Here is a 24,540-nt window from a genome sequence, read left to right as displayed (position 1 = left end):
AACGCAGACGCGCGCAAAAGGGCTGGCGTCGCGCACACGAATTCGCTTGCTGCGCAGGGGTTTGCCAGCTGATTTGAGCGCAGCGCGCGAGGAGGGGCGCGGCGGGGGGAACGCAATCGGAGCCCGCGGCCGTTGGCTGCGGGCTCCGAGTGGTGGCTGGGTCTGGGTCAGCCTGCTGGTTCGGGGGCGGGGGTCGGGAGGAAATCTTCGGGGGTCGGGAACTTGAGGGCGTCGGGGGCTGGGGAGGGGAGATCGGCAGGGGCCGGTGCCTGTGCCGGGGCCGGAGCCTCGGCGGGTGCGGGAGCCTCGGCGGGTGCGGGAACCTCAGCGGGAGCAGGGGATTGGGCCGGGGCGGGTGCTTGGCCGGGTGCGGGGCGGGCCGCGTCCTGCTGGTAGGTGTCGTTGTAGGTCTTCCACACCGTGGTGACGATGCCGGTCGCCTGGTTGAGGATCAGCGAGCCGTATTGGAAGTCCGAGCGTTGGCCGTTCGGCACGTTGTAGGCGTCGCTGGTCGGGAGGCCGAGGACGCCCGCGTCGCCGCCGAGTTGCAGGAAGCGGTCGAGGATCTTGCCGAGTACCTCGATGACCTTGCCGTCGGGTGCGGTGTAGACGTAGCCGTTGGCGAACTTGGCGTACTGCTGGCCCTGCGCGGCGGGCAGCGGCTCGGTCTGCGCGGCGCCGAGTGGGCCACGGGGACCGCCCTTGTCGGACCAGTGCTTGGCGATGGGGTTCTCGTTCACCATGCCGAGCAGCTTCTTGGTGAGTGCGGCGAGCGCGCTGAGATCGGGCTTGTTGCGCGGCGCCGGCTGCGGGGCCGGGCTATTCGCGGTGCCGTCGGTGCCGGTCCCGTTGTTCGCGTAGCTGTCGGTGCCGTCGCTGTTTCCGCTGTTCGCGGTGCCGGCACCACCCGCGACACTCGCGGCGATTTCGCGAATTCGATCCATTTCCGCATAGGCGGCATCGCCGGGACATGCGGTGTTGCCGACGTCGCGGTGGGCGAACACGATCGGCAGGTTCACCGCCTGGCCCATCGCATAGGAGGTGTACTCCGTGCCCTCCGAGTACATGATGGTTTTCCCTTGCGGGTTGAGATGCGCGATCTTGGCGCGCCAGCCGATGAAGTCGCCGATCGCCTGGATCGACTCTTCGGTAGGCGGTTCAGAGGAGTAGTTGCCCATCAGCGCGACACCCGCGGTGTTCTCGTTGAACCCGCCCGCGTGCGCGCCCTGCACCGCTCGGTCGAGACCGCCCGCGCGGCCCTCGAAGATCTGACCGTACTTGTCGACCAGTGCGTTGTAGCCGATGTCGCACCAGCCCAACGTTTGTGCGTGATAGGTGTAGATCGCGCGGACGATGCCCGCGGACTCTTCCGGGGTGTAGTCGTTGCGTCCGGCCGTGTGGTGCACGGTGATACCGCCGAGGCCGTCCTTGCCGGGGCCGTCGTCGTAGGTGGGTTCTTCGCAGCGGATGCTCTCGTCGGCGCCCCAGCCCTCGCGGGAGATCACCTTGGGTCCACCGCCGGGTGCGGGCGCGGCGACCTTGTGCAGCGCGCCGTCGATGGCGCCGCGGCCCGGATCGATCAGGACGGCGGTCAGGTCGACGCCCGACATTTGCGCGGGATCGTCCGAGCGCGGTGCGGGCTGGGCCGCCGGGTCCGGTGCCGTCGCCGCGGCGTTCTTGCGGGTCACCAGCATCTGCACGGCCTTGGTGGTGCCGACGTAGAGCGGCTCGGTGCCGGTCTTGCCGCCTGCCGCAGTGCGATCGGTGCGGCGAGTGTCCACCGGTTCGGTGTTGAACCACGGGCCCCAGCTGCCGTCGGGTTGGCGGGCGCGCAGCATCGCCTTGGTGTTCGTCAGATCGGCGGCGGTGAGGGCGACGACGCTGAAGGGCGTTTCGCGGGACAGTTCTTTGACCTGTGCGCCGACCTGGTCCGCCAGCTCGGGCGGGACCGCGCCCGGGGTCAGCGCGGGTGTGTCGGGTGTGGTGCCCGGTTCGAGTCGGCTGGGATCGGCGACGAAACGCGTGCCGCCCGGAACAGATTGGGCGGGTGCCGGTGCGGTCTGCCCGGAATTGGGGACCTGCCCCGGAATCGTGTTCTGGCTCGGTGCGGTGACCTGGCCGGGAATGGCGTTCTGGGCCGGTGCGGTGAGGCCGGGAATGTTGTTCTGGTTTGGTGCGCTGGCCTGGCCCGGAATGTTGTTCTGGTTTGGTGCGCTGGCCTGGCCCGGAATGTTGTTCTGGTTCGGCGCGCTGGCCTGGCCCGGAATGCGGCTTTGGCTTGGCGCACTGGCCTGGCCGGGAATGCTGTTTTGATTCGGCGCGCCTGCCTGCCCGGGAATCGTGTTCTGCGTCGGTGCGCCTGCCTGCCCGGGGAATGGTGTCTGCCCTGGTGTGAGGCCTTGCCCGGGAGTGGCGTTCGATCCAGGCGTGGTGAGCTGACCTGGCGCGCTCTGCTGGCCGGGAGTGGCCGGATGTGGACCATTCAACTTCGGTAGCGGAATTTCTTTGGGTAGTTGCACACCCGGCGGCAGCGGTAGTCCATCGGGAATGGGAATTGACGCCGGTAGCGGCAGCATCCGCAGATCCGACAGGTGCAGATCCGGCAGATCCAATCCGGTGAGTTCGCGCAGCGGCAGCACGATATCGGGCGCCGAGTTCAGCACCACCTCGGCCAGCTGCGCCGGTACGGCGGCGAGCTCGGAGCCGGTGGTGGTGCGGTAGTCGGGCGAGTCGCTCATCGTGAGCGCCGCGAGCGGGGCCGCTACCGCAAGCGTGGTGACAACCGGGAGGACGTAGGAACGTTTCGGTTTGCGGTAGGGCACGAGCGTCTCCATTCAGGTCGAACCAGTGATCGTGTGCAAAACCAGGGTTGCTTCCTGATGTATCAACGATCACAATAGTCACAACTGTCACATATCTAAACCTCTGGTTGAGGATTATGTGATTGCTCGAATGTAGCTCTCGGAATGCGGCCGGATGGAACGACATGCCGACAGGTATCCAATCCGCCCGGCCCCGGAATACCGTGGGAGTGAACGGATGCGACGCCACATAGCACCGGAACGAAAGAGCACGGGGGGAGCACAAATGCGGGTGAAATCTGCGCGCAGAGCGAAACGAGCGGCTCGCCGGGGGCAGCGGCGGCGCGGGCCGGGACAACCTGCGCTATCCGTGCGTTCGGTGCTGGTCACGGGCGGTGCGACGCTGACCGCCGGTGCCGTGCTGGTGCTGTGGGTGTGGCCGGGGGAAACGCCGTACCGGACGGTGGCGGGGCCGGGCCACGGGCGTGGGATGAGCCAGCTCGGCGCGTTCGCGAGCGCCCAGGAGGGGCAGACCGCGGAAAACATCCTGGCGCATTACTACCCCGGTGCCACGCTCGGCACAGTTCCGGCAAACACCGTCGGGATCCGGCTGACCGCGCAGGACGACTCCACCCTCGACACCTTCGCGGGCGCCGGTCTGCGCGTCGCCGGTCAGCTGGTCGAGGCCGGGCAGGCCGCGCATCTCACCCCGCTGCCCAATGGCGGCGCGAACGTGGTGGTGACGGTCGGCTGCGACGGCGACGTGCTGTGGCAAGCGGCGACCGACGATCCGTGGGTCTATCCAATCGACCCCGGACCGAACCGGCCCGCCGCGGAACACCTGACCCTCTGCGGTGGATCGGCGTATCGCGGCGCGCTCGGGGTGGCGACGGAAAACGGCGCGGCACGCACCGTCAACCGCGTCGACGTGGAGGACTACCTGCTCGGCGTGATCCCGGCCGAGGTGCAGGCCAACTGGGCGGACAAGGGCGGGGCCGAGGCACTGAAGGCCCAGGCGATCGCCGCGCGCTCGTATGTCCTTGCCGAGCACCGTTATTCGTACGCGCAGAGCTGCGACACCACCGACTGCCAGGCGTATCCCGGCACCGCGAAGGAAGATCCGCGCTCGGCTGCCGCCGTCGTCGGCACCGCGGGGACCGTGCTGCTGCGCGACGGGCGAATCCTGCGCTCGGAGTACTCCTCCGCGCCCGGCGGTGGCGAACCCGCCGACATCTACACCTTCGAGGTCGGACCCGCGCTGACCGATCTCGCGCCCAATGCGCCGACAGCTCCGGTGGATCCGCGTACGAAGGTCGCTGTCGGCGAATCGCCGATCGATGTCGAATACCGCCGAATCGGTGGCGCGGCAAGCAAAGTCGGTCAGCCGCTCGGCCCGGAGATGGCACTACCGGAACACGCCGGAACGTATCGCATGTTCACCAACGGCGTCATCATCTCGACGGCCACCCTCGGCGCACAGGTCGTCGACTTCACCACGCTGCTGCAATTGGTGCCCGATCCGCAGGCACCGAAGGGCGGCCCGTCGAAGGCGAGCGTGCCGTCCGCTTCGTCGGGTGCTGTTGTGCCCGAACAGGTTCCGCCAGCCGGAAGCGTTCCGCCGGTGCCCGCGCCATCCGGTGCCACCACACCGCCGGTGCCCGAATCAGTCCCGTCGGGTGCGAACGCTGCACCGGTCCCTGAATCAACGCCATCTGGTGTCAACGCAATGGCGGAGCCCGCGCCGCCAGCCGCGGACACGCCTCAGGTGCCCGCGCCGCCTGCCGACGTGGCGCCCATGCCGTCCGATGCCGGCAGAGCGCCTGTCTCCGCGCGGGTTCCGACTGGTGCGACCGCGGAGCCGGTTCCCTCCGATGCGGATGGGCCTTCGGGTTTCGAGTCTGAGCCGCCGAGTGCCGGCGTTGCGTCGGTGCCGGAGTCCGTGCCGTCCGGTGTCAGCACAGTGCCGGTGCCCGAGGCGGTTCCATCCGGTGTGCGGGTGCCGCCCGTGTTCGAGTCGGCACCTCCGGTCGGTTTCGTGCCGCCCGCGAATTCGGCGACACCCGGTAGCACGGTCGCACCGACGACGGCGGCTACTCCGACACCGCGGCCGACGCCGGGGATTCCGATCCCTTCGGCTGGTGCGACCAGTAGTCCGCTGTCACCGGGATCTTCGGGACCTGCGGCGCGGCGATGATGGATGGCTGAGGCGGTCTAGGCGGACATCTTTCGTTGCGCCGCAACGATTGAAGCCTTCCGGTCACCGAAAGTGTCCAGCCAGGACGGGCTTTCGGTATACGGAGGTCAGTCCGGCACACCGTCCCCGAGCGACTCCGCCAGCGTCCGCAACAGTCCCGCGAGCTGCTCGCGCGATTCCAGGTCCAACGCCGCGAGTATGCGCTGCTCGTTCGCCATATGCTTCGGCAGCACGTCGTCGATCATCTGGCGCCCCGCCGCGGTGAGCCGGACCCGGATCACCCGGCGGTCCGACGGGCACGGCATGCGTTCGACCAGGTCCTTGGCCACCAGCCGGTCGATCCGGTTGGTGATCGCGCCCGAGGTCACCATGGCCACCTTGATCAGCGCGCCCGCGGTGAGTCCCTCGTCGCCGCCGGAGCGGCGCAGCGTGGCGAGCACGTCGAACTCCCAGAACTCGATCCCGTACTCGTTGAAGAACTGCTTGAGCTCGTGCTCGAACAGGCGCGACAACCGTTGGATGCGGCCGATCACCGCCATCGGCGAGACGTCGACCTCCGGGCGTTCCCGATTCCAGTGCTGGGTGAACAGGTCCACCGCGTCTGCCATGGCCGCTCCTCTCTACTCTAAGAATCTTAACATTGATCTACTTGACGTTGAGGCACTCGAGCGAGTAGATATTTCAACGTTGAGATTATCAATGAGGAGCGAACGACATGACCACAAGCACCACCCCGCGCACCGGAAACTCGTACGCGGGCACCCTGGCGCTCACCGCCCTCACCCCCATCGTCTGGGGCTCCACCTACGCCGTCACCACCGAGTTCCTGCCGCCGGACCGCCCGCTGTTCACCGCGCTCATGCGCGCACTGCCCGCCGGTCTCGCGCTGCTCGCCATCACCAGGGTGCTGCCGCGCGGCATCTGGATCGGCCGCGCCGCCGCCCTCGGCCTGCTGAATATCGGCGCCTTCTTCCCACTGCTGTTCCTCGCCGCGTACCGGCTGCCCGGCGGTGTCGCAGGCGTGCTCGGCGCGGTCGCGCCGATGTTCGCGCTCGGCCTGGCCACCGTCGTCCTCGCCGAGAAGCCCAACGGGCGCAAGGTGATTGCCGGTCTGATCGGCGTCTTCGGCGTCGCGCTCGTGGTGCTGCGGGGCAATGCGCAACTCGATACCGTCGGCGTCATCGCCGGACTCGCCGGTGCCGCGTCCATGGCGGCGGGCACCGTGCTCACCCAGCGGTGGGGACGGCCGGAAGGGGTCGGCCCGCTCGCGCTGACCGGTTGGCAGCTCACCGCCGGCGGTCTGTTCATCCTGCCGCTCGCCCTGCTCATCGAGGGCGCGCCGCCCGCGCTGGACGGCGACGCGATCGGCGGCTACCTGTACCTCGGCGTCATCGGCACCGCGGCGGCCTACTGGCTCTGGTTCCGCGGGATCTCCAAGGTGCCCGCCACCTCGGTCGCCTTCCTCGGTCTGCTTAGCCCGGTGTCCGCGGCCGTGATCGGCTGGATCGCACTCGGTCAGGCGCTGAGCCCGCTGCAGATGATCGGCCTGGTCATCGCGCTGGCCGGCACGGTGTTCGGCCAGCTGGCGGGTAAGCCGAAGGCGGCCGAGGTTGCGGAACCGGCGGTGCCGGTCCCGGCGGCCGCGCGCTGAACCGCGGATAAACAGGGTTGACCTTGACGTAGCGTCAACTTGCATGCTGATTACACCGACGAGATGAGAAGGGAGAACAAGGTCGTGCGCACCGAATGGTCCATCCAGGATCTGGCCAAGGCGGCCGGTACCACCAGCCGCACGCTGCGCCACTACGGCCAGCTCGGGCTGCTGCCGCCGAGCCGGATCGGCACCAACGGTTATCGCTACTACGACCAGGACTCCCTGGTGCGGTTGCAACGCATCCTGCTGCTGCGAGAACTCGGCCTCGGCCTCCCGGTCATCGCCGAAGTGCTTGCCGGTGCACAGGACTCCGGTGCCGCACTGCGCACGCACCTGGAACTGCTTCGGCAGGAACAGGATCGGATCCGGCGCCAGATCGAGTCGGTGCAAACCACGCTGCAGAAGACGGAAAGAGGTGAACAACTCATGGCCGCAGAAGTTTTCGACGGCTTCGATCACACTCAATACAAGGATGAGGTGATCGAACGCTGGGGCAAGGACGCCTACGAAAGCGGCGACAAGTGGTGGCGCTCGATGAGCGAAGCGCAGCAGAAGGCGCACTTCCAGACTCATCTGGACATCGCCGCCGATTACGGCCGGGCGCATGCCGCCGGGCTGGCGCCCGATAACGACGAGGTGCAGGCCATCGTCGCCAGGCACCGCGCCTGGATCGGCGACGGCTGGCAGGGCAAGGCCGTGCTCGAGGAGGCCTTCATCGGCCTCGGCGAGATGTACGTCGCGGACCCGCGTTTCGCGGCCAACTACGACGTGCACGGCGCGGGGACCGCGGCGTTCGTCCGGGACGCCATGAAGGTCTACGCCGAGACACAGCTCTAGATCGCGCCCAACCCACGGCCGGTACGCATACTGAATGCGTGCCGGCCGTCGGCGGAGAGAGGGCATCCGAGCAATGACATACGCCAGTGAGAGTCCGCGAGCGACCCCGCCCGCGGAGCCGAGCGGAGTGATCGCGACCAGCGCGGCAGTGCTGGCCCTGCTCGCCGGGCTGTGCAACCTGTGGGGCGAGCGAACCGTGCTCAACGCCCTCGGCGCGCGCCCGCACCTCGACAAATCCTTCGCCGCCTTGTCGATCCTCGGCGCCTTGCTCGCCGCGATCGCCCTCATCTACGGCGCCATCCAACTGCTGCGCCGCGACGAAACCGCCCGCTACGTCCTCATCCTCACCTCGGGCCTGCTGACCGTCTTCGCCCTCATCGCCCTGGTCTGCTCGCTCACCGGCTACCAGCCCGACTACGGCATCGATTGGCTGCCGAAGAAGGGGCAATCGCTCGAAATCCGCAACGGCACTGTCGACGGCCTGATCGGCACCTTGACCGCCCTGCTCCATCGCGAGTGGATCGCCTCATTGACCGCCGCGGTCCTGCCGCTCGCCATCTTCCTCCTGGCGTCCTCGCGCTACACCGCCCGGTGGGTGGCATACACGCCGCCACGTTTCCGTGCCGGAATTCCGGACAGCCAAACGACTTTCGGATCTATCGACGCCTAACCGGCCTGCCACGCTGCCGACAACACCTCTCATCGGCTCGATCGACCGCGGATCGCGCGGTAAGGTTCGCCCCGAAACCTAGAGGGGGGTTCGATGAGTAATCCATATGGTGGACCAGGCAATCCGGTTCCGACGCCCGCGCAACGTGGGTTGTCCGGGGTGATCTCCATCGTGACGGCGTGGCTGGGTGCGTCGGGCGTCGGCTTCGGCTCGATCTCGGCCTTCGAGTTTTTCCGAACGGTCGACCCTATCCGTAAGCCGAGCCGCACGGACGACAAGTACGACGCCTGGAAACTCGCTTCAGAATTCCACAAAGGGCTGGAAGCCCTGCTGATCGTTTCGGTCCTGATGGCCCTCGTTCTCATCGTCGGCAGCTTCCTGTCCATGATCGGCAAGCCCGCCGGTCGCCCATTGGAAATCATCGGCGGCGCTTGGATTTTCATCGGCGGCCTGTTCAGCGTGACCTTCGGCGGCGAGCACGGCCTAGCCGCCGATTCGTTCGCCCATTGCTACATGATCGTCATCGGCGCAGCCCTGGGATTGATCTCACTCGTACTCACGGTGACCCGTCCAGCTACCCCGCAATCCCAGCCGCAATACCTCCAATACCCGCCCGCCGCAATGCTCTACCAAACTCCACGCCCTTAAGTTATGACCAGCCGTTTTCGGGGCGGTTGTGCGGGTTCATGGAGTCTGCTGCGGGTAGGTGTATGACCGGTGAGAATCAGCACCGTGACGGGTGGGGATCCGTGCGAGCCGACGACGCTGTCGGCATTCGCACTCGCGGAGGCGATTCGGGAACGGCGGCTCAGTGCGCACGATGTCGTCGAGGCGCACATCGAAGTACTCGAGCGAGCGCAGCCACGAACGAATGCGTTGGCGGCGAACCGATTCGAGCAGGCCAGGGCCGCGGCGGACGCGGCCGACAGGCTGGTCGCCGCCGGATCAGCTGTGCTTCCCGCTCTGCTCGGGGTTCCGTGCACGGTGAAGGAGATGATCGGTATCGCGGGGATGCCGCATACCGCCGGTTTCGTGGGACGTCGGGGAAAGACGGCCGCGAGAACGGCATCGGCCGCGCAGCGGCTCATAGACGCGGGCGCGATTGTGCTGGCGCAGACGAACGTTTCCGAACTCGGTATCTGGATCGAGAGCGTCAATCGGATATACGGGCGGACCAGCAATGCGCATGATCGTCGACGCACAGCCGGTGGTTCCTCGGGCGGTGAAGCGGTGACGGTGGCGGTCGGTGGTGCTTCGTTCGGACTCGGCTCGGACATGGGTGGTTCGATCCGAATTCCGGCGTATTTCAACGGCGTGTTCGGACATAAGCCGACGGCCGGGTTGGTACCCAACACCGGCATGTTCCCGGACACGGTCGGCGAGATCGGGCGGTTGCTGTCGATCGGTCCAATGGCTCGGTCTGCATCAGATCTGATGCCGCTACTGGAGATCATTTCCGGCCCCGACGGAATGGATCCGTTCACTCGCGCGGTAACTCTGGGCGACCCGGAAACGGTTGATCTGCGGGGCCTCTCGGTGATCATCAGCGAGCACGCCACCCTGATTCCGGCGCGGCGAGAAGTTCGCGATGCCCGCGAGCGGGCGGCTGCGGAGCTAGCGCGACATGGCGCTGATATTCGCCGGGTCTCGCTGCGCGGGATGCGGCGTGCGACCGAATTCTTCCTCACGGCCGCAGCGGAATTCGGTGGCAGCCTGGGCGCCATCATTGCCGCCGAGACCGGTTCGGAGTCGGTGAAAACTTTTGCGCGGCATACGATTAGCCACAATGGAATGACGATGTTGTCTCTGATCGGTGAACGGATTCCCCGACCCGAACGCGCTGTCCGTCGTTCACTCGCCGCCGCTCGTGCGCTGAGCGCGGAAGTCGACGCGATCATCGGATCAGGCGTCATGCTGCACGTTCCGTTCCGATCGACCGCCCCGCGACATCGCGCGACGTTCGCCCAACCTTGGCTGCAGACACCCTGTTCGGTCTTCAACGTGCTCGGCTTGCCTGTCACCCAGGTGCCGCTCGGGCTGAGCGGCACCTGCCTTCCACTCGGTGTCCAGGTCGCGGCAGGCCGGGATCGTGACCATGTCGCCATTGCCGTGGCGCTGGCACTCGAGCGTGCCTTCGGCGGCTGGAAACCGCCGGTCGCGCGGTGAGTCCGATCGATTCGGTTCAGTTATGACCGGCTGTCTTCGGGGTGACCTCGAAGTGATTGCATCAGTTGGTTTTCCGTGATCGGGGGGATCGGTAGTGGGTGGGCTGCGGAGGCGCGGAGGCCGTCCAGGGTGAGGGCTAGGTGGCGGCGCCAGGCTTCGGGGGCGATGGTGGCGGTGGCCTCGAGGATTCTGGTGTGGGACCAGGTGATGAAGGCGATGTCCTCGAGGACCCAGTCGGGGCGGAGGGCGCCGGATTGCTGGGCGCGGGTGATGATTCGGCGCATGATGCCGTGGCCGTGTTCCTGCGCGTTGGCGATGGCGCGGCTGGGGGCGGCGCGGACGGCGAGTTCGCTCAGCAGGCGGTCGGCAGCTTGGAGTTCGCAGACCTTTTCGACTAGGTAGACGAACGAGTCCCAGGGATCGTCGATGGCGAGTGCTTCTTCGGCGATGCGGCCGCCCGCTTCGATGCGGTCCTCGACGGCGGCGGCGATGAGGTCGTCGCGGGTGGGGAAGCGGTTGTAGAGGGTGCCGATCGCTACGCCCGCGCGGGCGGCGACCTCCTTGAGCGGGGCGTCGAGGCCGCGCTCCTCGAAGAGTTCGCGGGCGGCGGTCACCAGCGCGTCGCGGTTGCGGCGGGCATCGCTGCGTAACGGCTTGTCCACGGGCATTCGCCGATCCTACAAATCAGGGCCTCGAATTATGTTGAGCATGGGTTCAAGTTAGTGCTACCGTCGGAAATCTAACTTGAACCACTGCTCAACTTAGTGAGGTAGGCATGTCGAAGACCATCGCGATATTCGGGTTCGGACCCGGTCTCGGTGTGGGGACCGCGCGGCGCTTCGGGCGCGAGGGGTTCCGGGTGGCGGTGATCGCGCGGAAGCCGGACAAGGCGCAGCGGCACGTGGACGAACTCGTCGCCGAGGGCATCGAGGCCGCGGCTTTTCCCGCCGACGTCACCGATGCGGCGCAGGTCCATGCTGCGATCGAGAAGATCGGTGCGACCTTCGGTCAGATCGACGTCGCGATGCACGGTGCCGCGGGGGATCCCGTCGACCGCATCCCATCCACGCTCGCGGTGGACGTGCCCGCCCTGCACACCCCGCTCGCCCTGAAGCTCTATTCGCCGATCCTGATGACCCGCGCGCTGGCCCCCGCGATGATCGAACGCGGCGAGGGCACCCTGCTGTACTCCTCGGGCTCGTCCGACAGTCGCCCGATGCCCTTCCTGTCCAACTTCGGCGTCGCCCTCGCCGCCCAGCGCGGCTACCTCCGCCAGCTCGCCGTCGAACTGCACGGCACCGGCGTCTACGCGGGCCTGCTCGACATCGGCGCACTCATCGGCGGCAGCAAGGCCGAACAGCTCGTAGACGAACACCCGGAGCTGTTCCCGGCCGACCTCGAAATCACCCGCATGACCAACGACGAACTGGGCGGACACTATTGGCGGATGTACACCGACCGCGACCAGGTCGAGGTCGAGGTGGGTTTTCCGGCCTGACGGGTAGGACTCCCGCACGCCGAACCCCGACGTGCGGGAAACCGGCTACCCGGCAGCCCCTGCGCGTGTGGGGCCGAGTGCACGGCCAGGTCTCCCTCGAGGTCCACGGCCACCTGCGACCCGTGTACGCAGACCCTGCCGCGCTGTTCCACGTCGACATGCTCGACCTCGTCGCGTCCATGGCCGCCCGCAACCGGCACCCCCCGCTAGGCACTGCCGCGCATGCATTCGCCCGCTGCGCATAAAAATGCTGGCTAATTCGTCCGCGGCGCGCGAAAACAAGCGCGGCGACCGAGAACTATGTAGTCAATCGAGTCTCGATTGCCGTCAAGTCCACTAGCGGCAAACTTCGGGCGAAATCGGGATGGCTCGGACACGAAAAGGTGCGTGGAGCGGGTGCTGGGATGTGCCCCGCGCGACTCCACCCAGACCTCGCGCGGACTTCCGATACTCTGGGCTCCCGTGACCGTCGCATCGTCCCCGGGTAACTCCGCCAACTCCACCTCACAGTTCGATCTGATCGTCGTCGGCTCCGGATTCTTCGGGCTGACCGTCGCCGAACGCGCCGCTACCGAGCTCGGCAAACGCGTGCTGGTGATCGATCGTCGCTACCACCTCGGCGGCAACGCCTATTCGGAGCCGGACCCGGATACCGGGATCGAGATCCACAAGTACGGCGCGCACCTGTTCCACACCTCGAACAAGCGGGTCTGGGATTACGTCACCAAGTTCACCGAGTTCACCGGGTACCAGCACCGCGTCTTCGCGAAGCACAAGGGGCAGGCCTACCAGTTCCCGATGGGCCTCGGCCTGATCTCCCAGTTCTTCGGCCGCTATTTCACGCCGGACGAGGCGCGCACGCTCATCGCCGAGCAGTCCGCGGAGATCGATACCAAGGACGCGCAGAACCTCGAGGAGAAGGCGATCTCGCTGATCGGCCGCCCGCTGTACGAGGCGTTCATCCGCGACTACACCGCCAAGCAGTGGCAGACCGACCCGAAGGAACTGCCCGCGGGCAACATCACCCGCCTGCCGGTGCGCTACACCTTCGACAACCGCTACTTCAACGACACCTACGAGGGCCTTCCGAAGGAGGGCTACACGAAGTGGCTGGAGAACATGGCCGCCTCGGAGCTCATCGAGGTCAGGGTGAACACCGACTGGTTCGACGTGCGCGACGAACTGCGCGCCGCCAACCCGGACGCCCCGGTCGTCTATACCGGCCCGCTGGATCGCTACTTCGACTACCAAGAGGGCGAACTCGGCTGGCGCACCATCGATTTCGAGACCGAGGTGCTGGAGACCGGTGACTACCAGGGCACCTCGGTGATGAACTACAACGACGCGGACGTGCCCTTCACCCGCATCATCGAGCCGCGCCACTTCCACCCGGAGCGCGACTACCCGAACGACAAAACGGTCATCATGCGCGAGTTCTCTCGCTTCGCGCAGACCGGCGACGAGCCGTACTACCCGATCAACACGCCGGAGGATCGCGCCAAGCTGGCCGCGTACCGCGCGCTCGCCAAGAAGGAAACCGCAACGGACAAGGTCCTTTTCGGTGGCCGCCTCGGCACCTACCAGTACCTGGATATGCACATGGCCATCGGCAGTGCGCTCAGCATGTTCGACAATGTGCTGCGCCCGCACTTGGAGACCGGTGCGCCGCTCGCTGACGAAAGTGCAGAATGACCTCCCAGTCCATTTTGGAAGACATGACCACCGAGACCCGCGCGAAGTCGCTGCTCCAGCGGATCATCCTGCCCCGGCCGGGTGAGCCGCTCGACGTGCGCACCCTCTACGTCGAGGAATCCAAGACCAACGCCAAGCGCGCGCACGCGGCCACCCGCACCTCGCTGTCCATCGGCGCGGAGTCCGAGGTGTCGTTCTGCACCTACTTCAACGCGCTGCCCGCAAGTTACTGGCGGCGCTGGAGCATCCTGGGATCGGTGGTGCTTCGCCTGGAACTGGCCGGTCACGGCCGGGTGGACGTCTACCGCTCGAAGGCGGACGGTTCGCGAATCCACGTGCAGGGCAAGGAATTCGCGGTCGCGCCCGGCACCGAGTCGGTGCACGTCGAGTTCGAGGCCGATCTCGGCCCGTTCGAGGACGGCGGCTGGATCTGGTTCGACATCACCACCGATACGGCGGTCACGCTGCTGTCCGGCGGCTGGTACGCGCCGGTGGAGGCGCCCGACGAGGGCAAGGGGACGGCAGGCGGCGGAGCCGACGGGGTGGGTGGAGGCAGCATCGCGGTGGGCATGCCGACCTTCAACCGGCCCACCGATCTGGTGAAAACCCTTGCCGCGCTTGGCTCGGACCCGTTGGTGCTGGAGAAGATCGCCGCGGTGATCGTCGCGGATCAGGGCAACCGCAAGGTGGTCGACGAGCCCGGCTTCACCGAGGCCGCCGCGCCGTTCGGCGACCGGCTCGCCATCCACAACCAACCCAACCTCGGCGGCTCCGGCGGCTACAGCCGGGTGATGTACGAGGCGCTGAAGACCACCGCCGCCGAGTACATCGTCTACATGGACGACGACATCGAGATCGAGCCGGACTCGATCCTGCGCGCGCTGGCCTTCGCCCGGTTCGCCAAGTCGCCGATGCTGGTCGGCGGGCAGATGCTCAACCTGCAGGAACGCTCGCACCTGCACAGCATGGGCGAGGTCGTCGACCGCGGCATCTTCATGTGGACCTCCGCGCCGAACGTCGAGTACGACCACGACTTCTCGAAGTATCCGCTCAAGGACCGGGACAACTCCAAGCTGCTGCACCGGCGCATCGACGTCGACTTCAACGGCTGGTGGACCTGCGTGATCCCGCGCCGGGTCGCCGAGGAGATCGGTCAGCCGCTGCCGCTGTTCCTGAAGTGGGACGACGTCGAATACGGGCTGCGCGCAAGGGATCACGGATATTCCACGGTCACCCTGCCCGGTGCCGCGGTGTGGCACATGGCGTGGAGCGACAAGGACGATGCCATCGACTGGCAGGCGTACTTCCACCTGCGCAACCGGTTGGTCGTCGCCTCGCTGCACATGCCGGGCAACGGACGCGGCATGGTCGTCAACACGGTCAAGGCGACGCTGAAACACCTGCTGTGCCTGGAGTATTCGACGGTCGCCATCCAGAACTTGGCGATCAAGGACTTCCTCGCGGGCCCGGAGCGGCTGTTCCAACTGCTGCCGAGCGCGCTCGGCGCGGTGCACGCGCTGCGCAAGCAGTACCCCGACGCGGTGATCCTGCCGTCGTCCACCGAACTGCCGCTGGCCAGTCACCTCGAGGTCGGCGCGGTCGCGGAACCGGCCAACCCGATCGCCAAGGTGGTCCGGCTGGCCAAGGGCGTCGTGCACAATTTCCGCCCGGCGCACACTCAGCATCACGAGACCCCGCAGCTGAACGTCCCGACGCTGGACGCCCGGTGGTTCCTGCTGTCGCAGGTCGACGGGGTTACCGTCACCACCGCCGACGGACGCGGCGTCGTCTACCGCAAGCGCGACCCGCGCCAGGCCCTCGGCCTCTTCAAGGAAGCCCTGCGCCTGCGCAAGGAACTGGCCGCGCGCTTCCCAGAGATGCAGCAGCGCTACCGCGCCGCCCACCCGCAGCTGACCAGCACCGCGGCCTGGGAAAATGCCTTCGGCATCGGTGCCGACACGAAGGGTGATCAGCAGTGAGTCTCGCGGACAACACCGCGGTGAATAAGCCGCTGCAGAGTACGAACGGCCACGGTGGACCGGTATCCGCCGTGCCCTCGACCGAACCTACGCCGCCCGAGGTGAAGATCATCAACGCGGTGCAGGCCAGGATCGCCACCCCGGAGGTGATCAAGGCGGCCCGCGGCATGTCGCACTTCGGCGAGCACGCGCTCGGCTGGGTCGGCATCGCCGCGGCGGGCTGGCTCGTCGACAAGCCGCGGCGCAGACAGTGGGCCGGAGTCGCGGTCGGCGCGGTCGGCGCGCACGCCGCTTCGATCGTGATCAAGCGGGTGGTCCGGAGACCCCGCCCGAACGATCCGTCGGTGCAGGTCAACGTATCGACGCCGAGCAAGCTGAGCTTCCCGTCCTCGCACGCCACCTCGACGACCGCGGCGGCGGTGTTGCTCGGCAGATTGACCGGGCTACCCTTGCCTGCGGTGCTCGTCCCACCGATGTTGCTTTCCCGGGTCGTCCTCGGGGTGCACTATCCCTCCGATGTGCTCGCTGGTTCGGCGCTCGGTGCCGCGTCCGCCGCCGTTGTGCTTGCCGCCGAAAAGAGACTCGATGACCGCCACAGAAAGAGCCTTGGTTGACATGAGTGAAGAGCCGACTGGTGCCGACCTAGCTGAAGCGGTAGTCAAGGGCCCGCCGAAGACGTTGGCAGGCGGGCTGATCAAGGCCGTCCGGCCGCGGCAGTGGGTCAAGAACGTCCTGGTGCTGGCGGCCCCGCTGGCCGCGGGCACGGCCAACGAGATCGACGTGCTCGCGCACGTCGGCATCGCGTTCGTGGTGTTCTGTCTGGCGGCCTCCGGCATCTACCTGGTCAACGACGCGCTCGACGTCGAGGCCGACCGGGCGCACCCGACCAAGCGGTTCCGGCCGATCGCCGCGGGCGTCGTCCCGGTGAACCTGGCCTACATGTTGTCGATCGTGCTGCTGGTCGCCTCGATCGCAGGCTCGTTCCTCGCGTCCTGGCACCTGGCCGTGGTGATGGCGATCTACATCGGCATCCAGCTGGCCTACTGCTTCGGTCTCAAGCACCAGGCGGTGCTGGACATCTGCATCGTGTCCTCGGGCTTCCTGCTGCGCGCCGTAGCCGGTGGCGCGGCCGCGAACATCGTTCTCTCGCAGTGGTTCCTGCTGATCATGGCGTTCGGTTCGCTGTTCATGGCCGCGGGCAAGCGCTACGCCGAACTGCAGATCGCGGTGAGCACGGGCGCCAAGATCCGCAAGTCGCTGGAGTACTACACGCCGACCTACCTGCGGTTCATCTGGACCCTCGCGGCCACCGCCGTCGTGGTGTTCTACGGTCTGTGGGCGTTCCAGCAGGACAACCTAAAAGACACCAATTGGTTCGCAATCTCGATGATTCCGTTTACCATCGCAATCCTGCGTTACGCGGTCGACGTCGATGGCGGCGAGGCCGGTGAACCCGAAGAGATCGCACTGGGGGACCGAGTCCTTCAGTTCCTCGCAATCGCCTGGATCGGAGCGGTAGGTGTCGCTGTCTATCTCACCTGACGAGATGTTGGTAGCGGGAGTGGAGCAAGACGAATACGCGAACGAGGGGCCGGCTGTGCAGCCGGCCCGCTCGGCGTCGCGGTACGCCTTGCTATCCCGTGCCACGTTCGTCGGTGGGATCGCGCTCACCGTGGTCCTTTTCGCCGTCGGCGGCTGGCAGCGCCGCTGGATCGCCGACGACGGCCTGATCGTGCTGCGCACGGTGCGCAACCTGCTGGCAGGCAACGGGCCCGTCTTCAACGAGGGCGAGCGCGTCGAGACCAACACCAGCACCGCGTGGACCTACATCGTCTGGTTCTTCAGCTGGCTGACCCAGGCACGACTCGAGTACGTGGTGCTCGGCATCGCGTTCACGCTGTCGATGGTCGCGATCGTGTTCGCCATGCTCGGCGCGAGCAGGCTGTGGGGCGGCCCGAAGTCGGTGCTGCTGCTGCCCGCCGGAATGCTGGTCTACATCGCCATCCCGCCGGCCCGCGACTATGTCACCTCGGGGCTGGAGAGCTGCCTGGTGATCTGCTGGCTCGGCCTGCTGTGGTGGCAGCTGATCCGCTGGAGCCAGGCGGAGCGGGTCAAGTTGCCCGGTCTGTTCGGTCTGGTGTTTCTCGCGGGCCTGGCTCCGCTGATCCGTCCGGAGATGACGCTGGTCGGCGGGCTCGCGCTGCTGATGATCGTCATCGCGCCGATGCCGGAGTCCCGGCTGCGCCCGATCGTGTTGCGCGGCTTGATCATTGTCGCCGCGGGCCTGGTGCCGATGGGCTACCAGATCTGGCGGATGGGCTACTACGGCCTGCCCTATCCGAACACCGCGGTCGCCAAGGACGCGGGCGGCGCCAAGTGGCATCAGGGTTTCATCTACCTCTGGGATCTCGTCGGCCCGTACTACCTGTGGGTGCCGCTGCTGGTGCTGCTCGTCGCGGGAGTCGTTGCGGCGCGGAGCAAGTCCGCTGAGCTCGCGGACCCGGCCGGGCGGCATGCCGCACCGGAGGAGCAGTCCCGGTGGAACGCGCGCCGGATTCGTGAGTGGCTGCGCTCGCCCGCCGCGGTGGTCACCCTGGTGCTGCTCAGCGGATTCATCCTCACCGTCTACGCGCTGCGCGTCGGCGGCGACTTCATGCACGGCCGCATGCTGCTGGCGCAGCTGTTCCTGTTGCTGCTGCCGGTCGCCGTGGTGCCGATCCGGCTGCCGGTCGGCGGGTTCCGCGCCGCCACGGCCGCCGACTGGTCCTTCGCGGTGGTGCTGTTCGCCTTGCTCGGCACCGCGGGCTGGGCGCTGTTCGCGGCCAACACGACCGCGATCAAGTCCGGCACCAAGATCACCTCGACCGGCATCGTCGACGAGCGCGTCTACTACGTCCTCAACACGGGCCACGATCATCCGATCCTGGCCGAGGACTACCTGGACTACCCGCGCATCCGGCCGATGGTCGACAACATCACCGAGACCCCGAACGGCGGCCTGCTGCTGAACTCGCCGTCGTTCATGTTCTGGTACATCGCCCCACCGCCGCAGCCGATTCCGGCAGGCGGCGCCGGGCACACCGTCTACTTCCTCAACCTCGGCATGACCAGCATGAACGTCCCGCTGAACGTGCGCGTCATCGATCAGATGGGCCTGGCCTATCCGCTCGCCGCGCACACCGAGCGACTCACCGACGGCCGGATCGGGCACGACAAGGCGCTGTATCCGGACTGGGTCGTGGTGGACACCGGCATGGTGGACAAGAAGCCGTGGATGCCCTGGTACCTGGACGAGAAGTGGGTGGCCCAGGCGCGCACCGCGATGTCCTGCCCGGCCACCGAGGCGCTGGAGATCTCCTACCGCGACCCGCTCACCTTCGAGCGCTTCCGGCACAACCTGAAGCACGCACTGACCTTCGCCAAGTACCGGATCGATCGGGTGCCCAAATACGAGATCGAACGGTGCGGTTTGGTCGACCCGTTCCCCAAGCCCGCACCTGCACCGCGCTGAGTCGAGTTACGCAGATCGGCTGAGCCGAATTCCAATGATCAACACGCACACCGGGTTCCCTTCACAGGGTGCCCGGTGTTCGCTTTGGGCAGGTTTCACAAAATTCGAGTACCCCCCTCTGTCTCGGTTCGATAACGCCACTGTCACGATGACGCGCTAGGCTGCGAAAGTACGCCCGTCATGACGTCAACTAGTTGTGGGCATCGGCGGGTCATCGTGAGACAACGGCCGATGCTGTTGCATGAACGAGAGGTCGAAACTGATGCGAGGCGTGTTCGGGCGTCTGAATACTCGAAGAGCCGGATCGTGGCTGAAGCGTTCGGCGCTGGTGTCCATGGCGATTCTGCTGCCGCTCGGGGTGTCGGTGGCAGGCCCGGCCGGACCGGCGTCCGCGGCATTCAACCCGGACGGCTTCGATTTCTGGGTCGACTCGGAGATGGGCCCGATCAAGAACCGGGTCTTCCGCGCCGCCGACGGCAACACCAGTCGCGTGGTCTACGCGCTGGACGGCATGCGGGCCCGGCCGGACCTCAGTGGCTGGGAAGTCGACACCGAGGTCGTGCGCGAGCTGACCAAATGGAACATGAACGTCGTCATGCCGGTGGGCGGTCCGTCCAGCTTCTACGCCGACTGGACCGGGCCGAGTAACTTCTTCGGTCTCGGCAGCGCAGGTTCCTCCTCTACCGGCTCCGCCAACTCCGGCTCCGGACTGCTCTCGGGCTCCGCGGGCATGGGTAAGACGAATACCTACAAGTGGGAAACCTTCCTCACCCAGAACCTGCGCAACGCGCTGCGTGATCGGCTCGGCTTCAATCCGAACGGCAATGCGGTGTTCGGGCTGTCCATGGGCGGCAGCGCGGCGCTCACCCTGGCGGCCTACCACCCGGACCAGTTCCGTTATGCCGGTTCGTATTCCGGCTACTTGAACATCTCGGCGCCGGGTATGCGCGAGGCGCTGCGGGTGGCCATGCTCGACGCGGGCGGCTTCAATATCGACGCGATGGCGCCGCCGTGGGGTCCGCAGTGGTTGCGGATGGATCCGTTCGTCTTCGCGCCGCGGCTCAAGGCCAACAACACCAGGCTGTGGGTCTCGGCGGGCAGCGGTCTGCCCAGCGGTGCCGACGGGCTCAGCTTCAACACCGTCAACGCGATGGGACTCGAGGCGCTCGCACTGGCCAACACCCGCGCGTTCCAGGTCCGGATGGCCACGCTGGGCGCGGGCAACGCCACCTACGACTTCCCGGCCGTCGGTGTGCACAACTGGACCTACTGGGCCGATGAGGTCTACCGGATGATTCCGGACATGTCCGCCAATATCGGGTGATTTACGGGTAAGTCTGTTCGACAGACCGCCCGGTGCCGAGTGCATCGGGCGGTCTTTTCGTTTGCCAGGCGTCCAACCGGCGTTTGGTAACGAATGTGAAGGGGTAGCGGTAGGCGAGTTGTGGCATGAGTCACTTTCCAGCAACATATAAGCTTCCGATGCCGATTGATACATGAAGAACATGCACGGAGGTCGATTCGTCCGTTTTCGGTGGACGGCGGCACTCAGTGTCCGCAGCGGGGGCCGGTAGAGATCGCCAGCCGTTTGCCCCCCGGCCGCCCGAACGAAAGGTCGAGTTAGATGCGAATTGCCCGCTGGAAAGGTAGGTCCGGTACGTCCGGAGCGACTGGTTCGTGGGTGAAGCGATCCGCACTCGGGGTCGCCGTGGCACTGTTGCTGCCCTTCGGCGTCGCGGCAGCGGGAAGCGGTGCCATCGCATCGGCGGGCATGGACCCCGGGGCGTTCGACTTCTGGGTCGACTCCGGCATGGGGCCGATCAAGACCCGCGTGCTGCGCGCCAGGGACGGCAACACCAACCGGGTCGCCTACGTGCTCGACGGCATGCGGGCGCCGGAGACGCTGAACGGCTGGGAGATCGAGACCAACGTTCCCGCCGTGCTGGCCGACGCGAACATCAACGTCGTCATGCCGGTCGGCGGCATGTCCAGCTTCTACGCCGACTGGAACGCGCCGAGCGAACTGGCGGGCATCCCGGCGGGCACCGGCTCGTCCTCCGGTTCCGGTGCGCTGAACATCTTGGCCGCGGGGCCCGGCAAGAGCTACCGGTATCAGTGGGAGACCTTCCTGACCCGCGACCTGCGCAACGCGCTGCACGACCGGCTCGGCTTCAACACGACCCGCAATGGCGTGTTCGGCCTGTCCATGGGCGGTAGCGCGGCGCTCACCCTGGCCGCGTACCACCCGGACCAGTTCAGCTTCGCCGGCTCGTACTCCGGTTACCTGAACATCTCCGCGCCGGGCATGCGGGAGGCGATCCGCATCGCGATGCTGGACGCGGGCGGCTACAACGTCGACTCGATGGCACCGCCGTGGGGTCCGCAGTGGCTGCGGATGGATCCGTTCGTCTTCGCGCCCAACCTCGTCCGCAACGGCACCCGCCTGTGGATCGCGGCGGCCAGCGGCCTGCCCACGGCGAACGACGGCCCGAGCTTCAACACCCTCAACGGGATGGGCCTGGAGGCGCTGGCATTGGCGAACACCCGCGCGTTCAACGTGCGGATGGCGACGCTGGGCGGCGGCAACACGGTCTACTCCTACCCGGCCTACGGCATTCACGCGTGGAACAACTGGACCGACGAGGCGTACCGGATGATTCCGGACATGTCCGCCAATATCGGCTGACGAATTCGTAGTAGACAGACCGCCCGGCGCTATCAAGTGCCGGGCGGTCTGTTGTTTCTGCCCCGCCCGCAGATATAACGCGGCATGATTGGCTGGTAGATCGCTGGCAAACGAATTGCGATCTTGTCACCGCCGGTCATTGCGGAAAACCCGTTAGGTCGGCAAATCTTTGGTTTTCGTCACGATCCGGCAGCGCAGTGCGTTTTCCGACGGGCACCGTTCGAATAACTGCCTATAGAAGAGGGATAGGCCCGAGGACTTCGCGCGGGAAGCCATCGATGCCGAGTGTCGATCTACATGCGGTCAACGGCGAGCGCACGGGCGAAAGGTCGAATCGATGCGATCAGGCGGAGTACGCGGGACGGTTGCCAGTGCGCGTGGGCCGGCGGATCGCCGCTGGTTTCGGCGTTCGGTCGCGGGTCTGGCCGTCGCGCTCGCGCTGCCGTTCGGTGCCGCCCTCGGCGGATTCGGCGCGACCGCACAGGCCGGTTTCGACCCGCGCGGCTTCGACTTCTGGGTCGACTCCAGCATGGGCCCGATCAAGTCCAGGATCTTCCGCGCCGCCGACGGCAATACCCGGCGGGTGGTCTACGCGCTGGACGGCCTGCGCGCCCGCAACGATCTGAGCGGCTGGGAGGTCGAGACCGACATCTCCCGCGTGCTGCCGCAGTGGAACATCAATGTGGTGATGCCGGTCGGTGGCCAGTCCAGCTTCTATTCGGACTGGATTGCGCCGAGCAATACCAACGGCCAACAGCAGCCGTATGCCTGGGAGACCTTTCTCACGGACAAGCTGCGCTGGGCGTTGCGCGACCGACTCGGCTTCAATCCGCGCGGCAACGGCGTGTTCGGCCTGTCCATGGGCGGCAGTGCCGCGCTCGCGCTGGCCGCTTACCATCCCGACCAGTTCCGTTATGCCGGTTCGTATTCCGGCTACCTGAACATCTCCGCGCCCGCCATGAAGGAGGGGCTGCGGCTGGCCATGCTCGACGCGGGCGGCTTCAACATCGACGCGATGTGGGGTCCGCCATGGGATCCGCGCTGGTTACGCAACGATCCGTTCATGTTCGCGCCGCTGTTGCGTGCCAACGGAACTCGCCTGTGGATCGCGTCCGGCAACGGCCTGAACGGACCGCGCGACGTGATCAACGCGCCGATCGACGTCTATCACCTCGGCAACGCGATGGCGCTGGAAACGATCGCACTCGCTAACACCCGTGCCTTTGAAGCTCGGATTAACAGTCTCGGACCCAGCAACTCGGTGTTCGTCTACACCCCCGTGGGCGTGCACAGCTGGAACTACTGGCAGGACCAGGTGTTCCAGATGCTGCCCGACCTCAGCAGCAATTTGAGCTGAGCTGACACTTCCGGCCATCAGGGTGAAATTTTGGTGTTCCGGCACGACAATCACCAGGGGAACGCGATAGGGTCACCGCACCATCACAGATTGCGTACGGGCGGATTTCGGCCACCTGGTTGCCTCGGCCTTGCTAAGGCCACGGGTGTCGAATATCGTCCAGCGAGCGCAAGTGTGACCAGATCGTTGTTTCGCAGTCGCCTGCGCCGGAATGTCGGGGTCCGGTGTGGCGGTGTGCGTCTCGTTGGCAGCACTGGTGCGGTTGCGCCCCTCGCGGGTCGCGGACGGCACCACAACAGGCAGAAAAGCAGAAAGAGAGCAGGATTCATGCGTTTCGGCAGGGCGGCCGCGCCGATGAGAACGAAATCGGGACGGCGAGGCGCACCTCGTGGTTGGCGTAATCGAATTCTGGCTGTCGGTGCCGCTGCATTGGCGCTACCGATCGCCGTTGGTGTGGCGGCCCCGATCGCCACTGCGGCGCCGGTGCACGCACCGGTATTGCGCACCCCGGCAGGTGGATTCGAAGATCTGATGGTCCCGTCCAGCATGGGCCCGATCAAGGTCCAGGTGCAGTGGGCATCGCGCGGCGGCAACGCGGCGCTGTACCTGCTCGACGGACTCCGGGCCCGTGATGACCGCAACGCGTGGTCGTTCGAGACGAACGCACTGCAGCAGTTCGGCGGCGACAACATCACCCTGGTCATGCCGGTCGGCGGTCAGTCCAGCTTCTACACGGACTGGTACACGACCAGCAACACCAACGGTCAGAAGACCACCTACAAGTGGGAGACCTTCCTGACCAAGGAGCTCCCGGCCTTCCTGGAGGGCTACGGCGTTTCCCGCACCAACAACGCGGTCGCCGGCCTCTCCATGGGTGGCAGTGCCGCACTCGCGCTGGCCGCGTACCACCGCGACCAGTTCAAGTACGCCGCCTCCTACTCGGGCTACCTGAACATCTCCGCGCCGGGCATGCGTGAGGCGATCCGCGTCGCGATGCTGGATGCGGGCCGCTACAACGTCGACTCGATGGCTGCCCCGTGGAGCCCCGCGTGGCTGCGGATGGACCCGTTCGTGTTCGCGCCGCAGCTCAAGGGCCTGCCGATGTACATCTCGGCGGCCAGCGGCCTGCCGGGTCAGTACGACAGCCCGAACTCGGCGGTCGGCGTGTTCAACACCGGCAACGCGATGGCGCTCGAGGCGCTCTCGCTGGTCAACACCCGCGCGTTCCAGGCTCGCCTGTCCTCGCTCGGCATCCCGGCCACGTTCGACTTCCCGGCCCAGGGCACCCACTCCTGGAAGTACTGGGAGGGCGAGCTCTTCAAGTCCCGCAACGGCATCCTGGACGCCACCGGCTCCCGGTAAGCGTCGCTCGACCCACTCAGGCCGTACCCCGCGGGGTACGGCCTGAGTTGCGTTTCGGGGCAGGTGGTTTCAACGGGTACCGGGGGAGGTATCTATGTATTCACAAATCATTTGTCCCGGTAAGACCGCTCCG

General features: G+C 66.6%; 19 protein-coding genes. 16 read left to right on the top strand and 3 right to left on the bottom strand.

The genetic code is table 11. The features are described 5' to 3' along the window. Positions 1-167 precede the first annotated feature (167 nt). A complete protein-coding gene (locus ACIBK2_RS41180) occupies positions 168-2,834 on the bottom strand; it encodes an N-acetylmuramoyl-L-alanine amidase (protein WP_396975866.1) in 2,667 nt (888 codons plus the stop codon). Positions 2,835-3,171: 337 nt separating this feature from the next. Here ACIBK2_RS41180 and ACIBK2_RS41175 point away from each other — a divergent pair, with 337 nt between their 5' ends. Next, positions 3,172-4,995: a SpoIID/LytB domain-containing protein gene (locus ACIBK2_RS41175; RefSeq protein WP_396975864.1), complete on the top strand. Its 1,824-nt coding sequence runs from the start codon at positions 3,172-3,174 to the stop codon at positions 4,993-4,995. Positions 4,996-5,102: 107 nt separating this feature from the next. On the opposite strand, the gene ACIBK2_RS41170 is transcribed toward ACIBK2_RS41175, so the two are convergent. After that, positions 5,103-5,603, bottom strand: a complete 501-nt coding sequence (locus ACIBK2_RS41170) for a MarR family winged helix-turn-helix transcriptional regulator (RefSeq protein ID WP_396975862.1) — start codon at positions 5,601-5,603, stop codon at positions 5,103-5,105. A 107-nt stretch (positions 5,604-5,710) separates the two neighbouring features. Here ACIBK2_RS41170 and ACIBK2_RS41165 point away from each other — a divergent pair, with 107 nt between their 5' ends. The 5 genes from ACIBK2_RS41165 (at position 5,711) to ACIBK2_RS41145 (ending at position 10,322) form a co-directional block, all read left to right on the top strand. Further along, positions 5,711-6,646, top strand: coding sequence for an EamA family transporter (locus ACIBK2_RS41165; RefSeq protein WP_396975860.1), 936 nt, complete (start codon positions 5,711-5,713; stop codon positions 6,644-6,646). Between the two features lie 63 nt (positions 6,647-6,709). Continuing rightward, positions 6,710-7,486, top strand: a complete 777-nt coding sequence (locus ACIBK2_RS41160) for a MerR family transcriptional regulator (RefSeq protein WP_396975858.1) — start codon at positions 6,710-6,712, stop codon at positions 7,484-7,486. 73 nt (positions 7,487-7,559) lie between these two features. Further along, the gene (locus ACIBK2_RS41155; RefSeq protein WP_396975856.1) at positions 7,560-8,156 is read left to right on the top strand and encodes a hypothetical protein; all 597 of its coding nucleotides are present in this window, start codon (positions 7,560-7,562) and stop codon (positions 8,154-8,156) included. A 159-nt stretch (positions 8,157-8,315) separates the two neighbouring features. Further along, entirely contained in the window at positions 8,316-8,804 is a 489-nt protein-coding gene (locus ACIBK2_RS41150) for a hypothetical protein (protein ID WP_396975854.1), read from the top strand. 69 nt (positions 8,805-8,873) lie between these two features. Next, on the top strand, positions 8,874-10,322 hold the full coding sequence (locus ACIBK2_RS41145) for an amidase (protein WP_396975852.1): 1,449 nt from the start codon (positions 8,874-8,876) through the stop codon (positions 10,320-10,322). A 20-nt stretch (positions 10,323-10,342) separates the two neighbouring features. Here ACIBK2_RS41145 and ACIBK2_RS41140 read toward each other — a convergent pair whose 3' ends face one another. Next, positions 10,343-10,990: a TetR/AcrR family transcriptional regulator gene (locus ACIBK2_RS41140; protein WP_396975850.1), complete on the bottom strand. Its 648-nt coding sequence runs from the start codon at positions 10,988-10,990 to the stop codon at positions 10,343-10,345. A gap of 107 nt (positions 10,991-11,097) precedes the next feature. On the opposite strand from ACIBK2_RS41140, the gene ACIBK2_RS41135 reads away from it, so the two are divergent. From ACIBK2_RS41135 to ACIBK2_RS41090, 10 genes are all read left to right on the top strand, one after another. Next, on the top strand, positions 11,098-11,820 hold the full coding sequence (locus ACIBK2_RS41135; RefSeq protein ID WP_396975848.1) for an SDR family NAD(P)-dependent oxidoreductase: 723 nt from the start codon (positions 11,098-11,100) through the stop codon (positions 11,818-11,820). Positions 11,821-12,282: 462 nt separating this feature from the next. Next, the gene (gene glf / locus ACIBK2_RS41130) at positions 12,283-13,512 is read left to right on the top strand and encodes a UDP-galactopyranose mutase (protein WP_396975846.1); all 1,230 of its coding nucleotides are present in this window, start codon (positions 12,283-12,285) and stop codon (positions 13,510-13,512) included. Further along, positions 13,509-15,491 (top strand): glycosyltransferase, encoded by a 1,983-nt coding sequence (locus ACIBK2_RS41125; protein ID WP_396975844.1) that lies wholly within the window; start codon positions 13,509-13,511, stop codon positions 15,489-15,491. The genes glf and ACIBK2_RS41125 overlap by 4 nt, the downstream gene beginning before the upstream one ends. Positions 15,492-15,592: 101 nt before the next feature. Beyond that, on the top strand, positions 15,593-16,105 hold the full coding sequence (locus ACIBK2_RS41120) for a phosphatase PAP2 family protein (protein WP_396975994.1): 513 nt from the start codon (positions 15,593-15,595) through the stop codon (positions 16,103-16,105). A gap of 1 nt (position 16,106) precedes the next feature. Beyond that, positions 16,107-17,033 carry a decaprenyl-phosphate phosphoribosyltransferase gene (locus tag ACIBK2_RS41115; RefSeq protein WP_396975842.1) on the top strand — a complete coding sequence of 309 codons (927 nt, stop codon included), beginning with the start codon at positions 16,107-16,109 and terminating at the stop codon, positions 17,031-17,033. 4 nt (positions 17,034-17,037) lie between these two features. Further along, entirely contained in the window at positions 17,038-19,002 is a 1,965-nt protein-coding gene (gene zomB, locus ACIBK2_RS41110; protein ID WP_396975840.1) for a flagellar motor control protein ZomB, read from the top strand. A 262-nt stretch (positions 19,003-19,264) separates the two neighbouring features. Further along, on the top strand, positions 19,265-20,326 hold the full coding sequence (locus ACIBK2_RS41105; RefSeq protein WP_396975838.1) for an alpha/beta hydrolase: 1,062 nt from the start codon (positions 19,265-19,267) through the stop codon (positions 20,324-20,326). 300 nt (positions 20,327-20,626) lie between these two features. Beyond that, positions 20,627-21,688: an alpha/beta hydrolase gene (locus tag ACIBK2_RS41100; RefSeq protein ID WP_379283004.1), complete on the top strand. Its 1,062-nt coding sequence runs from the start codon at positions 20,627-20,629 to the stop codon at positions 21,686-21,688. Between the two features lie 337 nt (positions 21,689-22,025). Next, a complete protein-coding gene (locus ACIBK2_RS41095) occupies positions 22,026-23,045 on the top strand; it encodes an alpha/beta hydrolase (RefSeq protein WP_396975835.1) in 1,020 nt (339 codons plus the stop codon). A 327-nt stretch (positions 23,046-23,372) separates the two neighbouring features. Continuing rightward, positions 23,373-24,407: an alpha/beta hydrolase gene (locus ACIBK2_RS41090; RefSeq protein WP_396975833.1), complete on the top strand. Its 1,035-nt coding sequence runs from the start codon at positions 23,373-23,375 to the stop codon at positions 24,405-24,407. The last annotated feature ends 133 nt before the right edge of the window (positions 24,408-24,540 follow it).

The organism is Nocardia sp. NPDC050175 (assembly GCF_044459885.1).
Lineage (GTDB): Bacteria > Actinomycetota > Actinomycetes > Mycobacteriales > Mycobacteriaceae > Nocardia.
Note: the sequence above shows the minus strand (reverse complement) of the source record. Positions and strands in the feature narration are given on the sequence as shown.

Excerpts from the sequence above, each read along its gene's own strand:
- ACIBK2_RS41180 (WP_396975866.1), bottom strand. The coding sequence starts at position 2,834 with ATGGAGACGCTCGTGCCCTACCGCAAACCGAAACGTTCCTACGTCCTC.
- ACIBK2_RS41170 (WP_396975862.1), bottom strand. The coding sequence starts at position 5,603 with ATGGCAGACGCGGTGGACCTGTTCACCCAGCACTGGAATCGGGAACGC.
- ACIBK2_RS41165 (WP_396975860.1), top strand. The coding sequence starts at position 5,711 with ATGACCACAAGCACCACCCCGCGCACCGGAAACTCGTACGCGGGCACC.
- ACIBK2_RS41160 (WP_396975858.1), top strand. The coding sequence starts at position 6,710 with ATGAGAAGGGAGAACAAGGTCGTGCGCACCGAATGGTCCATCCAGGAT.
- ACIBK2_RS41155 (WP_396975856.1), top strand. The coding sequence starts at position 7,560 with ATGACATACGCCAGTGAGAGTCCGCGAGCGACCCCGCCCGCGGAGCCG.
- ACIBK2_RS41140 (WP_396975850.1), bottom strand. The coding sequence starts at position 10,990 with ATGCCCGTGGACAAGCCGTTACGCAGCGATGCCCGCCGCAACCGCGAC.
- ACIBK2_RS41135 (WP_396975848.1), top strand. The coding sequence starts at position 11,098 with ATGTCGAAGACCATCGCGATATTCGGGTTCGGACCCGGTCTCGGTGTG.
- ACIBK2_RS41125 (WP_396975844.1), top strand. The coding sequence starts at position 13,509 with ATGACCTCCCAGTCCATTTTGGAAGACATGACCACCGAGACCCGCGCG.
- ACIBK2_RS41115 (WP_396975842.1), top strand. The coding sequence starts at position 16,107 with ATGAGTGAAGAGCCGACTGGTGCCGACCTAGCTGAAGCGGTAGTCAAG.
- zomB (WP_396975840.1), top strand. The coding sequence starts at position 17,038 with ATGTTGGTAGCGGGAGTGGAGCAAGACGAATACGCGAACGAGGGGCCG.
- ACIBK2_RS41105 (WP_396975838.1), top strand. The coding sequence starts at position 19,265 with ATGCGAGGCGTGTTCGGGCGTCTGAATACTCGAAGAGCCGGATCGTGG.
- ACIBK2_RS41100 (WP_379283004.1), top strand. The coding sequence starts at position 20,627 with ATGCGAATTGCCCGCTGGAAAGGTAGGTCCGGTACGTCCGGAGCGACT.
- ACIBK2_RS41095 (WP_396975835.1), top strand. The coding sequence starts at position 22,026 with ATGCGATCAGGCGGAGTACGCGGGACGGTTGCCAGTGCGCGTGGGCCG.
- ACIBK2_RS41090 (WP_396975833.1), top strand. The coding sequence starts at position 23,373 with ATGCGTTTCGGCAGGGCGGCCGCGCCGATGAGAACGAAATCGGGACGG.